The 14,129-nt window shown below is 75.0% G+C and carries 14 protein-coding genes; 11 read left to right on the forward strand and 3 right to left on the reverse strand.

Going from position 1 to position 14,129, the window contains the following annotated elements; genetic code table 11:
• The first annotated feature begins 54 nt into the window (after window positions 1-54).
• The 11 genes from HOP40_RS21790 to HOP40_RS21840 all read left to right on the forward strand — a co-directional run bounded on the left by HOP40_RS21790 (window position 55) and on the right by HOP40_RS21840 (window position 10,310).
• Entirely contained in the window at window positions 55-1,233 is a 1,179-nt protein-coding gene (locus HOP40_RS21790; protein WP_172161467.1) for a cytochrome P450, read from the forward strand.
• A 1-nt stretch (window position 1,234) separates the two neighbouring features.
• Window positions 1,235-1,552, forward strand: coding sequence for a 2Fe-2S iron-sulfur cluster-binding protein (locus HOP40_RS21795; protein WP_172161469.1), 318 nt, complete (start codon window positions 1,235-1,237; stop codon window positions 1,550-1,552).
• Window positions 1,549-2,784 carry an NAD(P)/FAD-dependent oxidoreductase gene (locus tag HOP40_RS21800; RefSeq protein ID WP_172161471.1) on the forward strand — a complete coding sequence of 412 codons (1,236 nt, stop codon included), beginning with the start codon at window positions 1,549-1,551 and terminating at the stop codon, window positions 2,782-2,784. The genes HOP40_RS21795 and HOP40_RS21800 overlap by 4 nt, the downstream gene beginning before the upstream one ends.
• Before the next feature lie 59 nt (window positions 2,785-2,843).
• Window positions 2,844-3,905, forward strand: coding sequence for an LLM class flavin-dependent oxidoreductase (locus tag HOP40_RS21805; protein WP_172161473.1), 1,062 nt, complete (start codon window positions 2,844-2,846; stop codon window positions 3,903-3,905).
• Complete coding sequence (locus HOP40_RS21810) at window positions 3,898-4,434, forward strand: cupin domain-containing protein (RefSeq protein ID WP_172161475.1); 537 nt, start codon at window positions 3,898-3,900, stop codon at window positions 4,432-4,434. The genes HOP40_RS21805 and HOP40_RS21810 overlap by 8 nt, the downstream gene beginning before the upstream one ends.
• A gap of 1 nt (window position 4,435) precedes the next feature.
• A complete protein-coding gene (locus tag HOP40_RS21815) occupies window positions 4,436-5,614 on the forward strand; it encodes a homogentisate 1,2-dioxygenase (RefSeq protein WP_172161477.1) in 1,179 nt (392 codons plus the stop codon).
• Window positions 5,607-6,731: an alpha/beta hydrolase family protein gene (locus tag HOP40_RS21820; RefSeq protein WP_205346865.1), complete on the forward strand. Its 1,125-nt coding sequence runs from the start codon at window positions 5,607-5,609 to the stop codon at window positions 6,729-6,731. The genes HOP40_RS21815 and HOP40_RS21820 overlap by 8 nt, the downstream gene beginning before the upstream one ends.
• A gap of 115 nt (window positions 6,732-6,846) precedes the next feature.
• Entirely contained in the window at window positions 6,847-8,301 is a 1,455-nt protein-coding gene (locus HOP40_RS21825) for an APC family permease (protein WP_172161479.1), read from the forward strand.
• A 3-nt stretch (window positions 8,302-8,304) separates the two neighbouring features.
• A complete protein-coding gene (locus tag HOP40_RS21830; protein WP_172161481.1) occupies window positions 8,305-8,760 on the forward strand; it encodes a universal stress protein in 456 nt (151 codons plus the stop codon).
• A gap of 93 nt (window positions 8,761-8,853) precedes the next feature.
• A complete protein-coding gene (locus HOP40_RS21835) occupies window positions 8,854-9,462 on the forward strand; it encodes a TetR/AcrR family transcriptional regulator (RefSeq protein ID WP_172161483.1) in 609 nt (202 codons plus the stop codon).
• Window positions 9,463-9,539: 77 nt separating this feature from the next.
• Complete coding sequence (locus HOP40_RS21840; RefSeq protein WP_172161485.1) at window positions 9,540-10,310, forward strand: alpha/beta hydrolase; 771 nt, start codon at window positions 9,540-9,542, stop codon at window positions 10,308-10,310.
• 758 nt (window positions 10,311-11,068) lie between these two features.
• Here the strand turns inward: HOP40_RS21840 and HOP40_RS21845 are convergent.
• From HOP40_RS21845 to HOP40_RS21855, 3 genes are read right to left on the reverse strand one after another with little or no spacing between them, the layout of a single operon-like run.
• On the reverse strand, window positions 11,069-12,022 hold the full coding sequence (locus HOP40_RS21845; RefSeq protein ID WP_172161487.1) for a beta/alpha barrel domain-containing protein: 954 nt from the start codon (window positions 12,020-12,022) through the stop codon (window positions 11,069-11,071).
• The gene (locus HOP40_RS21850; protein WP_172161489.1) at window positions 12,019-13,212 is read right to left on the reverse strand and encodes a CaiB/BaiF CoA transferase family protein; all 1,194 of its coding nucleotides are present in this window, start codon (window positions 13,210-13,212) and stop codon (window positions 12,019-12,021) included. Before HOP40_RS21850 ends, HOP40_RS21845 begins: the two co-directional genes overlap by 4 nt.
• Window positions 13,209-14,126 carry a fumarylacetoacetate hydrolase family protein gene (locus tag HOP40_RS21855; protein WP_240157197.1) on the reverse strand — a complete coding sequence of 306 codons (918 nt, stop codon included), beginning with the start codon at window positions 14,124-14,126 and terminating at the stop codon, window positions 13,209-13,211. The genes HOP40_RS21850 and HOP40_RS21855 overlap by 4 nt, the downstream gene beginning before the upstream one ends.
• Window positions 14,127-14,129 lie beyond the last annotated feature (3 nt).

The following is a 14,129-nucleotide window of genomic DNA, read 5'->3' on the forward strand; positions in this document are numbered from 1 at the left end:
GCGCTTCGACAACTTTGTATTTTCAAGCGTAGTGGTCGTCCCCAGGATGGGTCCATGACGACGGCACCGGCCACGGCCGACATCACGCTCGACGCCCTGGACGCGGACCCCTACCCGGTCTTCCGGCGGCTGCGCGCCGAGGACCCGGTGGCCTGGGTGCCCGCGGCCGGGCGCTTCCTGGTGACGCGCCACGAGGACGTGCTGGCCGTCGAGCGCGACCAGCGCACGTTCAGCTCGGTCGAGGAGGGCTCGCTGATGAACCGGGCCATCGGCCCGACCCTGCTGCGCCAGGACGGCGACGCGCACCGGCGGCTGCGGGCCGCGGCCGAGGGCCCGGTCCGGCCGCGCGCGGTCAAGGAGCGGTGGCTGCCCCGGTTCCGGCGGAACGCGGACGCGCTGGTCGACGGCCTCGTCGAGCGCGGCCGCGCCGACCTGGTCGCCGACTTCGCCGGACCGCTGGCCGCCGCCAACCTCGGCGCGCTGCTCGGCCTGCCCGCGGCCACGCCCGCCGACGTCCAGAGCTGGTCGCAGGCCTTCATCGACGGCTGCGGCAACTACGCCGACGACCCGGAGGTCTGGCAGCGCTGCGCGGACGCGGTCCGCACCGTCGACGAGGCCGTCGACGACGCCATCCCGTTCCTGCGCGAGCACCCCGACGACAGCGTCGTCTCCTCGATGCTGCACGCCGCGGACCCGCTGACCGACGAGGAGATCCGCACCAACGTCCGGATCTTCCTCGGCGGCGGGGTGAACGAGCCGCGCGACGCGATCAGCGTCGCGGCCTACGGGCTGCTCACCCACCCCGACCAGCGCGTCGACGTGCTCTCCGGCCGGACGCCGTGGAAGGCGGTGTTCGAGGAGGCCGTGCGCTGGGTCGCGCCGATCGGGATGTACCCGCGGCAGGTCGTCCGCGACACCGAGCTCGCCGGGCGGCGCCTGTCGGCGGGCGACCGGATCGGCGTCGTCGTCTCCTCGGCCAACCGCGACGAGCGCGTCTTCGACGACCCCGACGCGTTCGACGTCCGCCGGCCCGCCGGCCCGCACCTCGCCTTCGGCGGCGGCCCGCACTTCTGCCTCGGGACCTGGGTGGCCCGGGCGTCGATCGCCGGGATCGCCCTGCCCGCGCTGTTCGGCCGGCTGCCCGGTCTGGAGCTCACCGACCCCGACGCGGTCCGGATGGCCGGCTGGGTCTTCCGCGGGCCGCTCGCCCTCGACACCACCTGGAGCAGCTGAGATGCCGACGATCACCTTCCGGCAGCCCGACGGCGCCGAGCTGCGGGTCGACGCCCCGGTCGGCACGAGCGTCATGAAGTCGGCGGTCGGCGCGGACGTCCCCGGGATCCTCGCCGAGTGCGGCGGCCAGGCGATGTGCGCCACCTGCCACGTCTACGTCACCGACGACCGAGCGCTGCCGCCCGTCTCCGACGAGGAGGACGAGATGCTCGACTGCGCCTCCGCGCCGCGGACCGGGCACAGCCGGCTCAGCTGCCAGCTCGTCGTCGACGAGGACATGGACGGGCTGACCGTGCTGGTCGCGGGGGAGGGGCCGTGACCGTCGCGGACGTGGTCGTCGTCGGTGCCGGGCAGGCCGGGATCGGCGTCGCGGCCGCGCTGCGCGAGCAGGGGTTCGCCGGCCGCGTCACCGTCGTCGGGCGGGAGGAGCACGCGCCCTACGAGCGCCCGCCGCTGTCGAAGTCCTACCTCGGCGCGACCCCGGTCGACGAGCGGCACCTGGGCCTGCGGGCCGGGGGCTGGTACGCCGACCGCGGCATCGTCCTGCGGCTCGGCGAGGAGGTCCGGGAGATCGACCGCACGGCCGCGGTCGTGGTGCTCGGCTCCGGGGACCGGCTGCCCTACGACCACCTCGTCCTGGCCACCGGCACCCGCGCCCGCACCCTGCCGATCGAGGGCGGCGACCTCGACGGCGTCGTGGTCCTGCGCGGCCTCGACGACGCCCGGCTCCTGCGCCGCCACCTCGACCGCGCCCGCACGGTGCTGGCGGTCGGGGCCGGCTTCATCGGGCTGGAGGTCGCCGCGGCGGCGCACCAGCGCGGCGTCCGGCCGGTGGTCCTCGACGTCGCCTCCCGGGTCATGGAACGGGCGGTCACGTCCACGACCAGCCGCTTCTTCGCCGACGCGCACCGCGCGCAGGGCACCGACCTGCGCCTGCGGACCGGGGTCGGCGCGCTGCGCGGCCGGCACGGGCTCGTGACCTCGGCCGTCACCACCGACGGCGCCGAGATCCAGGCCGACCTGGTCGTCGTCGCGGTCGGGGTCGTCCCGGACACCGCGCTCGCCCGGGCGGCCGGGCTGCGCACCGACGACGGGGTCGTCGTCGACGCGCACCTGCGGACCTCCGACCCCGCGATCTCGGCGGTGGGGGACTGCGCCCGCTTCCCCGAACCCGTCAGCGGGCGGTCCGCCCGGCTGGAGTCGGTGCAGGCCGCCACCGACCACGCCCGCTGCGTCGCGGCCCGCCTCGCCGGACGGCCCGAGCCCTACGCCGCGGTGCCCTGGTTCTGGACCCACCAGGGGCCGCTCAAGCTGCAGATCGCCGGCCTGGGCGGGGACCTCGACCGCGAGGTGGTCCGCGGCGACCCCGCGCAGGGCCGGTTCTCCGTCTTCGGCTTCCGCGACGGCCGGCTCGCCACCGTCGAGTCTGTCGGCCGTCCCGCCGACCACGTCGCCGCCCGCCGCCTGCTCGCCGCGGGCGCCGGGCCCACCCCCGACCAGGCGGCCGACCCCGCCGTCGACCTCAAGGCCCTGGCCGCCGTCGCGCCCTGACGCCGTCCCGTCCCGAACCGTCCCGTACACCCCGCACCGACCGCTCGACGAGGAGCCCCATGGAGATCAACTGCGTCTTCGCGCCCGCACTGGACACACCGGACCACATCGTGCTCGCCGAGCAGCTCGGCTACCGGCGCGCGTGGGTCTACGACGTGCCGGTGTCCTACGCCGACACCGGGGTCACCCTCGGTCTGGCCGCCGTCCGCACGTCGACGATCCGGCTCGGCGTCTCGGTGTTCACCGAGCACCTGCGCCACATCACGGCCAACGCCGGGCTCATCGCCCACCTGGCGACGCTCGCTCCGGGCCGGTTCGACGCCGGCGTCGGCGCCGGGTTCACCAGTTCCACCTACCTCGGCCGGCAGGGCTCGAAGTGGGCCGACGTCGAGACCTACGTCGAGGACCTGCGGACCCTGCTCGCGGGCGGCGAGATCGAGCGCGACGGCACCGTCCTGAGCCTCATGCACATGCCGGCCTCGGGCATCAGCCTGCCGGTGGACGTCGACTTCTGGGTCGCCGCGCACGGGCCCAAGGGCTTCGCCACCGCCGCCCGGCTGGGCGCCGGCGTGGTCACCAACCCGACCCACGGCGACCAGCCCGTCCCCTTCGACGGCGACTGCCAGCTCACCTACTACGGCACCGTGCTCGAGGACGGCGAGGCGCTGGACTCCCCGCGGGTCGTCGAGGCCGCGGGGCCCGGCGCCGGGCTCGCCCTGCACTTGGGGCAGTGGGGACCACTGGCGGGCACGCCCGAGGCGCAGGGCTACGCCGACGCCATCGCCGAGGTCGACGAGCGCCGCCGCCACCTGGAGCTCTTCCGCGGGCACCTCATGGAGCCCAGCGGGCTCGACCGCCGCTTCCTCACCCCCGACGTCATCCGGCGCGGCACCCTGACCGGCACCCGCGACGAGATCGCCGCGTCGCTGCAGCGCCTGTCCGACGCCGGCGCGAACGCCGTGCTCTACCAGCCCGCCGGGCCCGACATCCCCCGGGAGCTCGCGGCCTTCCGCGAGGTCGCCGAGGCGTTCCGCACCACCGCTCCCGCCGGTCCCGTCACCGCCACGCCCGTCACCGCCACGCCCGTCACCGCAACCGTCCCGGAGGTCCAGCATGCGTAGGGTCGTCACAGGTCACGATTCCACCGGCCGCGCGGTCGTCGTCGAGGACGGCACCCCGCCCCGCACCCACGACTTCGCCTCGTTCCCGGGGTTCCGCTCGTCGCTGGTGTGGGCCACCGAGCCCGACGCGCGGGCCGCCCGCGACGGCGAGGACCCCACCGGGAAGGTGGAGAGCTACCTGCCCCGCCCCGGGGGCAGCCGGCTGATCGTGCTCACCCTGCCGCCCGACGCGACGATGGGCTCGCCGGAGTTCGACGGCGCCGCCTACGGCGCGGAGCAGCTCGCGCAGTCACCGGGGCTGGCCGAGACGTTCGAGGCCACCGGCATGCACACGACCCCGACCGTCGACTACACGATCGTCCTCGACGGCGAGGTGTGGCTCGAGCTCGACGACGGTGAGCTGACCCACCTGCGGGCCGGCGACGTCGTGGTGCAGAACGCCACGCGCCACGGCTGGCGCAACCGCTCCGACCGCCCCGTCACCCTCGCCGCCGTCCTCCTCGGCGCGCACACCGGACAGGAGGTCTGACGTGCCCCACTTCACCCGCGTCGGTGAGGTGCCGCGCAAGCGCCACACGGTCTTCCGCCAGCCCGACGGCTCCCTCTACCGGGAGGAGCTCGTCGGCGAGGACGGGTTCGTCGGCGACACCTCGCTGCTCTACCACCGCCACCCGCCGTCGGCGCTGACGGCGATCGAGGCGGTGCAGGGGCCCGACGAGACGCTCGTGCCCAACGACCCCATGGCGCCCCTGCACCTGGCCCTGCACGAGCTGCCCCTCAAGGGCGACGCCGTGCTCGACCGCGTCCTGCTGCTGGGCAACGACGACCTGCTCATCAGCTACGCCGTCGCGACCACCGACAGCACCCTCCACAAGAACAGCGTCGGCGACGAGCTGGTCTACGTCGAGAGCGGGCAGGGCGTCTTCGAGTCGACGTTCGGGCGGCTGGAGGTGGCCGAGGGAGACTACGTCGTCGTGCCGACCTCGACGATCCACCGCTGGACCGTCGCCGAGGGCGACGAGCTGCGGATGCTGGTCGTCTCGGCCGTCGGGCACATCGACCCGCCGGCGCGCTACCTCTCGGCCCGCGGCCAGTTCCTCGAGGGCACCCCCTACTGCGAGCTCGACGTCCGCCGGCCCACCGAGCTGGTCACGGGCGAGGGCACCGACGTCGGGGTCGTCGTGCGCACCCGCACCGGCCTGACCCGCCACGTCCACCGCCACCACCCCTTCGACGTCGTCGGGTGGCACGGCGGGATGTACCCGTGGTCGTTCAACATCGCCGACTTCGAGCCGGTCACCGGGCGGCTGCACCAGCCGCCGCCCGCGCACCAGATCCTCGAGGCCCCGGGGTTCGTGGTGTGCAACTTCGTGCCCCGGCTGCTCGACTACCACCCCGACGCGGTCCCGATCCCGCCGTTCCACTCCAACGTCGACAGCGACGAGGTGCTGTTCTACGCCAAGGGCTCCGCCACCACCCGGCGCGGCACCGGCGTCGGCGTCGGGTCGATCACCGTGCACCCCGCCGGCTTCATCCACGGCCCGCACCCCGGCAACGTCGAGCGCGCGCTGGGCCAGGAGCGCGCCGACGAGTACCAGGTCATGGTCGACACCCACCGTCCGCTGCTCGTCGGCGCGGCGGCCCGGCGGTGCGCCGACGCGGACTACCCCTTCACCTGGGCCCGGCTGGAGGGGAGCGCCGGTGCGTGAGCTGATGCCCGTGGCGATGCAGGACCAGATGGGCGGCGACGTCTACTCCGGCATCGCCCGGGCGTCGGGCCGGCTGTGGTGCGGGCGGGAGCGCACCCGCGAGGGCCGCAACGCCGACACCGCGGTGCTGTACTGCCACCCGAGCTCGAACTTCGTCGGCCACTACGCGCTCGACGCCACCGCCGCGCTGGGCGTCGACGCGATCGGCGCCGTCACCCGCTACGCGGGCAACGACACCCAGGTCGTGCTGGAGAACTGCGTGGCCGACCTCGGCTCGATGATCCGCCACCTGCGCGACGTCGAGGGCTACCGGCGCGTCGTGCTCGTCGGCAACTCCGGGGGCGGGGGGCTGGCGGCGTTCTACCAGTCGCAGGCGGAGAAGCCGACGGTCACCGACGCGCCCGGCGGCGGCGGCACCGACCTGACCCGCGCCGACCTCCCGCCCGCCGACGCCCTGGTCATGCTCAACGCCCACGCCGGGCGCGCCGACCTCCTGCAGGGCTGGCTCGACCCGGCCGTCGTCGACGAGGACGACCCCTTCACCCGCGACGCCGACCTCGACCTGTTCGCCGACCGGGCCCTGCCGCTGGACCGCGGGTGGGTCGACGCCTACCGCGCCGCCCAGGCCGCGCGGATGGAGCGGATCACCGCCTGGGTGCACGGGCAGCTGCGCGAGCTCGGCGACCGCCACGGCGACGCCGTGCCCGACCTGCCGTTCCGGGTGCACGGGACGTGCGCCGACCCGCGCTTCCTGGACACCACGCTGGACCCGTCCGACCGGGAGCCGGGCACGCTGTGGGGCGACCCGCGCTCGGCCAACCTGCGGCCGGTCACGCTCGGCAGCCTCACCACCCTGCGGTCGTGGCTCTCGCAGTGGAGCGTCGCCGACACGAACGCCGACGGCCCGACGTGCCTCGCCGGCGTCTCGGTGCCGGTGCTGGTGGCCTACGGCACGGGGGACAAGGGCTGCTTCCCCTCGATGGCCACCGCGCTGCACGACGCCGCGCCGCACCCCGGGAAGCGGCTGCTGCCGGTCCCGGGGGCGGGGCACTACTTCGAGGGCCCCGACCACCTGCTCACCGACTGCCTGGCCGCGGTGGTCGACTGGCTGGGCTGATCCGGGCGGCCGGCGCGCTCATGTGAGCGCCTGCACGCGTTCCGAGGCTCTCCGTCGGCGCGCCGTCCGTCCGGTGGTACACGATCGAAACGTTCGCCACGTACGGTCCACCCCCATGCCGGACCCCGCCGAGGCGACCCTCGAGCACCACGAGCTCAAGCGCTCCATCACCGCCAAGCAGCTCTACTTCTACGTCGTCGGCGACGTGCTCGGGTCGGGGATCTACGTCCTCATCGGCCTGGTGGCCGCGGCCGTCGGCGGCGCGTTCTGGATCGCGTTCCTGGCCGGCGTCGCGGTGGCCACGATCACCGGCCTCGCCTACGCCGAGCTGGTCACCAAGTACCCGCAGGCCGCCGGCGCCTCGCTCTACGTGAACAAGGCGTTCCGGTCGCCCGTCCTCACCTTCTTCATCACCATCTGCATGCTGTCGGCCAACATGGCGGCCGTCGGGTCGCTGGCGTCGGGCTTCGTCCGCTACTTCGCCGGGGTCGTCGGGCTGTCCGAGGACGCGGTCGTCCCGACGCTGATCATCGCGCTGGTGTTCGTCGCCCTCATCACGCTGATCAACCTGATCGGGATCAGCGAGTCGGTGGTGGTGAACGTGGTGATGACGTTCATCGAGCTCAGCGGCCTGGTCATCATCATGGTCATCGGGCTGATCGCGCTGTTCTCCGGCATCGCCGACCCGGGCGTGCTCACGCAGTTCAACGCCGACGGCGGCGCGGGCAGCCAGGTGATCGCGGTCGTGTCCGGCGTCTCGCTCGCCTTCTTCGCGATGACCGGGTTCGAGAACGCGGCCAACGTGGCCGAGGAGACGATCGACCCGTCGCGGGCGTTCCCGCGGGCGCTGATCGGCGGCATGCTGACGGCGGGCGTCGTCTACGTGCTGGTCTCCCTGGCCTCCGCGCTGGCCGTGCCGATCGACACGCTGGCCGGCAACACGCTGCTCGAGGTGATCCGCGCCGGCATCCTGCCCATCTCGGTGGGCGTGATGCTCGTCGTGTTCGGCATCGTCGCCATGATCGCGATCAGCAACACCACGCTCGTCACCGTCGTCGCCCAGTCCCGGATCCTGTACGGGATGGCCCGCGAGGACGTGGTGCCCGCGGTGTTCGCCAAGGTCCACCCCACCCGTCGCAGCCCCTACGTGGCGCTGCTGTTCGGCGCCGGGATCGTCGGCCTGCTGCTGCTGATCGGCGCGCTGATCCAGCTGAGCGGCTCCGACCTCGACATCGTCGACCGGCTGGCCACCATCACCGTGGTGTTCCTGCTGTTCATCTACGCGCTGGTGATCGTCGCCTGCCTGAAGCTGCGTGGCCAGGACGAGACGCCCGACACCTACCGGGCCAACACCCCGCTGCTGGTGCTGGGCATCGTCGGCAACCTGGTGGTGCTGGTCTACACCGTCGTCGACGACCCGGGCTCGCTGCTGTGGGTGGCCGGACTGCTCGCCGTCGGCCTGCTCCTCTTCCTCGCGCAGCGCTTCACCACCGGCAGGCGGACCCGCCCGCCGGGCACCGGGCACGACAGCCCCGCCGCCGACGCACCGACGACCGACAAGGGACTCTGAGCCATGCACGTGATCGTCGCGACCGACGGGTCCCACGCCTCCCTGGCCGGGGCGAAGCAGTTCCAGTGGATCGCGGACTCCCGCGAGATCACCGACGTCACCGTGGTGGCCGTGGTCAGCCCGTACGCCGCGGTGCCGTTCGCCAACGAGCTCACGCCGCGGCGCAACACCGAGCCGACCGACTTCAGCTTCCAGCAGGAGGCCGAGGCCGCGGTCGACGTGGTGGCCGCGGTGTTCGACGGCTGGGGTCCGACGATCCACAGGCAGGTGCGCAGCGGCTCGCCCGCCTCGGAGATCGTGCGGGCGGCCGAGGAGGCGGCCGCATCGCTCATCTCGTTGGCGGCCGGCGGGCGCGGGCTCACCTCGACGATCCTGCTGGGCAGCACCGCCTCGCGCGTGCAGCACTCGGCGCCCTGCCCCGTCCTGGTCTGCCGGCCGATGCGGCCGGCGGGGACGTGAGCCGGTCGTCCCGCCGGCGCGGCGCGTAGGCTCATCGCCCACGCCGTGGCGCAGGTCCCCCGGCGGCGACCGACGGGCCGGAGAGCGCGACACGTGACCGACACCCCCACTCGCCGGACCCAGGAGCAGCGGCGGGCCGAGACCGCCCGCCGGGTGCTCGACGCGGCGACCGAGCTCATCGCCCGCACCGGGTCGCGCTCGGTCACGCTGGCGCAGGTGGGGGAGGCGGCGGGGTACAGCCGCGGCATCGTCTACCACCAGTTCGGCAGCCGCGAGCGCCTCGTCGAGGCGGTCCTGGACCGGGCCCAGCAGCTGGACCTGCCCGAGTACGCGGGCGACGGGCTCGAGCACCTCGTGGGGATCGTGGAGTCCTACCTGCGGGCGGTGTCCGGCGGCTCGGTCTCCACCCTCGCGTTCCTGCAGCTGTGGATGGAGGCGGTCGCGGCCGACCCGGTGGTCGCCCCGCTGTTCGCCCGGCGCGACGAGGAGTTCCGCCGGTTCCTCCACGACGCGGTCCGCAGGGGAGTGGCCGACGGGACCGTGCGGTCCGACGCGGACCCCGATGCCGCCGGGTCCGTGCTCATGGCGCTGCTGCGCGGGGCCGGCCTGCAGTTCGTGGCGACGCCTCCCGTCGCCGACGCCCCCGCCCTCATCCGGGAGGCGGTGCGCACGGTGCGCACCGCGTTCGCCGCCACCTCCTGACGCTCCTCGTGGCATCCCGGCCTCCGTCGCGCTAGTGTTACTTGCATACACGCACGCAAGTAAGCGACAGGAGCGCCATGTCCCCGCAGTCCCCGCTGGTCCTCGTCCACGGCAACCCCGAGAACGCCCTCGTGTGGGGGCCGCTCCTCGCGGAGCTGGGCCGGACCGACGCGTTCACCCTGTCCCCGCCCGGTTTCGGCGCACCCGCGCCGGAGGGCTTCGCGACGACCGTCGAGGGCTACCGCGACTGGCTGATCGCCCGTCTCGAGCAGTTCGGGCGCCCCGTCGACCTCGTCGGCCACGACTGGGGCGGCGCCCACGTCGTGCACGTGGCGATGCGGCGCCCCGACCTGGTCCGCAGCTGGGCCTCCGACGCCCTCGGCCTCTACGCGCCCGACTACGTCTGGCACGCGAGGGCCCAGGTGTGGCAGCAGGAGGGTGCGGGGGAGGAGTCGGTGAAGGAGCTGTTCGGCGGCCCGCTGGAGCAGCGGCTCGCCGTCGTCGAGCGGATCGGGATGGCCGGCCCGGTGGCCGAGCGCGTCGCGGCCGGCATCGACGACGGCATGGGCCGCGCCGTGCTGGCCCTGCTCCGCTCGGCCGCGCAGCCGGTGATGGCCGAGCTGGGCCGCGGGCTCGCGGACGCCGGCAAGCGCCCCGGCCTGGCCCTGATCGCGATGAGCGACGTCGACGCCGCCAGCGGCACCATCGACCAGCACCGTGCCGCTGCGGAGGCCGCCGGAGCGGAGATCGCCGAGCTGGCCGGCGTCGGGCACTGGTGGCCGGTGAACGACCCCCGCCCGGTCGCTGCCGCCCTCGCGGAGTTCTGGGGTCGGCTCGACGGGGCGTGAAGGGGTGCGGGGCTGCTTCTCGTCCGAGGACGGGCGGGGGTGCGTTCCGCGGAACGCGATCCGCGGAGCGCGTTCCGCGGAACGCGCGCGGGTGGTTCCCGCGCGCGTTTCCGGCTCCCGCGCGGTCCCGGGGGCGCGCGGGAGCTTGCTGGGTGCGCGGGAGCCAGTTGAGTGCGCGCGAGCCGACTGGGTGCGCGGGAACCGACCGGGTGCGCGGGAGCTGATCCGGTGCGTGGGTGCCGATTGGGTGCGCGCGAGACCCGGCTGGGTGCGCGAAAGACTCAGGGGCAGGCGCCGGATGCGCGGGCGTGCTCCGGCCGTACCGCAGCCGCGTTCCGCGGAACGCGCTCCTCCGCGCAACTTTCGTGGACGACGGCTCGCTCCCGAGCCACAGGTCCGGGGTGATGGGCGGCTCGGCGCCGTTGACGGGCGGCGGATCGCGTTCCGCGGAACGCGATCCGGTGGTTCCCGCGCACCTCTCGGCCTCCCGCGCGCCCCCGGGAGCGCGCGGGAGCCAGTTGGGTGCGCGGGAAGCGAGTGCGTGCGCGTTCCGCGGAACGCATCCGCCCCGACCGCGCCCCGACCGCGCCCCGACCGCGCCCCGACCGCGCCCCGACCGCGCCCCGACCGCGCCCCGCCCGCGCACCGCCCCGCACCCCCCACCGACGGCCGTCCGCCGCCCTCGACAGTCCGGAGTGACGGCGGCTCGGCAGCTGCTCGCCGCCGGCGCCCCCCATACCTGGGAACGGCGCCGAGCCCTACCCCGGCCGCAGGGAACGGTCGGCGCCCGTGCCGCCCGCGGCGGCGCCGACCGTCCACGGGAACGCCGCCGCCCGCGACCGCACCCCCTGCGCCGCCCTCGACCGGTTCGGCTCGCCGAGGTCGGCGAGCAGGTCCTCGCCGAGCGTGACGAGCCGGCCGAGCCGCTCGGGGGTCAGCCAGCCCGGGCGCAGCGCGAACAGGAGGTCCTCGGTGGCGGTGTTGCCGCTGGCTCCGGGCGCGAAGGGGCAGCCGCCGAGGCCGCCGAGGGTCCCGTCGAGCGCGTCGGCGCCCGCCGCGACGGCCGCCAGCCCGTTGGCCACGCCCTGCCCCCAGGTGTCGTGGCCGTGGAAGACGATCCGTCGGCCGGAGGCCCGCTCCCGGGCGGCCGAGACGAGCGCGGCGACCTCACCCGCGACCGCCTGGCCGAGCGTGTCGCACAGGACGACGTCGCAGGTGCCGTCCGTGCGCGGGTCCTCGACGATCCGCAGCACGGCCGCCGGGTCGACCGGACCGTCGAACGGGCAGGTGAACGCCGTGGCGAGGCAGAGCTGGATCCGCCCGCCCGCGGCGAGCGCCGTGCCGACGGCCGCGGGCAGTCCGGCGAGGCTCGTGCCGGAGTCGCGGCCGACGTTGGCGCGGTTGTGGGCGTCGGAGACCGACAGGCAGTACTGGACGTTGCGCGCGCCGGCCGCCACCGCCCGCTCGACGTGGCGCGGCGTGGCGACCCACACCCAGCACCGCTCGAGCTCGTGCGGTTCCAGCGCGTCGACGACGGCGAGGGTGTCGGCCAGCGGCGGGACGAGGTCGGGCCGGGCCAGCGAGCCGATCTCCAGCTCGGGAACGCCCAGCGCCAGCAGCTCCCGGACCAGCTCGACCTTGCGCCGGGTCGGCAGCGGCCCGCGGGTCAGCTGCAGGCCGTCGCGCAGGGTCGCGTCCCGCAGGACCGTCACGGGAGGAGCCCCAGCTCGGCGAGGACCTCGTCCGTGTGCTCGCCCAGGTCCGGACCGAGGCTGCGGACCGGCAACGACGCGCCGCCCAGCACCGGGACGATGCCCGGGAAGCCGACCCGGCGCGGTCCCTCGCCGGTGTCGACGTCGAAGTACTGGATCATGTCGCGGGCCGCGTACTGCGGGTCGGCGCAGATGTCGGCCGCGGTGAAGATCGGGCCCGACGGCACGCCGGCCGCCTCGAGCACCGCGAGCACGTCGTCGCGCGTGCGCGCACCGGTCCAGGCGGCGAGGGCGTCGTCGAGCTCGTCGCGGCGGGCCCACCGCCCGGCGTTGCTGGCCAGCTCGGGGTCGTCGGCGAGGTCCGGCCGGCCGGCCGCGGTCATCAGGCGGCGGTAGATCCCGTCGCCGTTGCCGGCGATCACCACGCTCCCGCCGGTGGCGCAGGGGTAGGCGTTCGAGGGTGCGATGCCCTCCATGCGCCCGCCGACCCGCTCCCGTGTGATGCCGTGGGCCAGGTGGTCGGGCACCAGCGACTCCGTCACGGACAGCACGGCCTCGCTGAGCGCGACGTCGAGGATCCGGTCGGCGAGTGGGGTCGGCGCGCCCGCCTCCCGCCGGTAGAGACCCATGAGCACGCCGAAGGCGGCGTACAGCCCGGCGAGGGTGTCGCCGATCGACACCCCGGTGCGCGACGGCGGCCGGTCCGGCTCGCCGACCAGCGCGCGCAGCCCGCCCACGGCCTCGGCGACCGCGGCGAACCCCGGGCGCTCCGCGAGCGGCCCGGTCTGGCCGAACGCGGAGATCCGCGCGATCACGACGCCCGGGCGCGCGGCCTCCAGCTCGGCCGGTCCGAGCCCCCACCGCTCGAGGGTGCCGGGACGGAAGTTCTCCAGCACGGCGTCGCTGCGGGCGACCAGGGCCAGGACGGCGTCCCGGCCCTCGGGCGTCCGCAGGTCGAGCACCACCGACTTCTTGTTGCGGTTGATCGTCCGGTGCAGCATCGAGGTGCCGCCGGCGTAGAGGCGCCAGGTGCGCAGCTCGTCGCCGGTGTGCGGGCGCTCGATCTTGACCACCTCCGCGCCGAAGTCGGCGAGCAGGCGCCCGGCGGTGGGCGCGGCGATGTAGTTGCCCAGCTCGACCACCCGGACACCGGCGAGAGGGAGCGGCCGGGCGCTCGTCCCGGCGGTCACCGGCGCAGCGGGGTGAGCTCGGCGGGGGGAACCGGGCCGCGGCCCGCCCCGGAGGTGGGGCACGCGGTGGCGCCGCGGCCGGACACGCCGACGGTCAGCCGGCCGAGGTGCGTGACCTCGGTGCTGATCTCGTCGCCGTCGCGCACCTCGCCGACGCCGGCGGGCGTGCCGGTGGTGAGGACGTCGCCCGGTTCCAGGGTCATCACCGACGACACGTACTCGACCAGGCGGGGGACGTCCCAGATGAGGTCGGCGACGTCGGCGTGCTGGCGCAGCACCCCGTTGACCGCGCAGCGCAGCTCCAGCCGGTCGAGCGGCCCGACCTCGTCGGGCGTGACGAGGTGGGGGCCGCACGGGGTGAAGGTGTCGAAGGACTTGCGCACCGAGCGGTCCTCCCCACCGCGCAGGGTCATGTCGAGGACGTTGGTGTACCCCGCGACGACGTCGAGCGCGTCGGCGGCGCGGACGTTCCTGGCCCTCCGGCCGATCACCACCCCGAGCTCGCCCTCCTGGTCGAACCGGCGGTCGTGGTAGGGCAGCCGCACGGTCCCGCCCGACGGGACCAGTGACGACGGCGCCTTGAGGAACACCCCCAGCCCGCTCACGTGGACGGCCTCGTTCATCTCGTGCTGGTGGTCGGTGTAGTTGACCGGCGCGGCGACGATCTTCGTCGGGTCGGGGACCGGTGGCTGCAGGGTGACCTCCGACCGGGCGAGCCGCGGGGCCGCCGCGACGTGCTCCCGCACGGAGGACAGGTCGCCGCCGGTGCGGGCGAGCAGCCGCCGCATCGGGCTGAGCCCGGTGCCCGCGGCGGGTGCGGGACCGAGCAGCGCGCCCAGGTCGCTGATCACGTCCCCGTCGACGACGCCGACGGAGGGCGTGCCGGCGCGGTCGAGGAAGCTCACGAGTCGCACGGT

Source organism: Pseudonocardia broussonetiae (assembly GCF_013155125.1).
GTDB classification, from domain to species: domain Bacteria; phylum Actinomycetota; class Actinomycetes; order Mycobacteriales; family Pseudonocardiaceae; genus Pseudonocardia; species Pseudonocardia broussonetiae.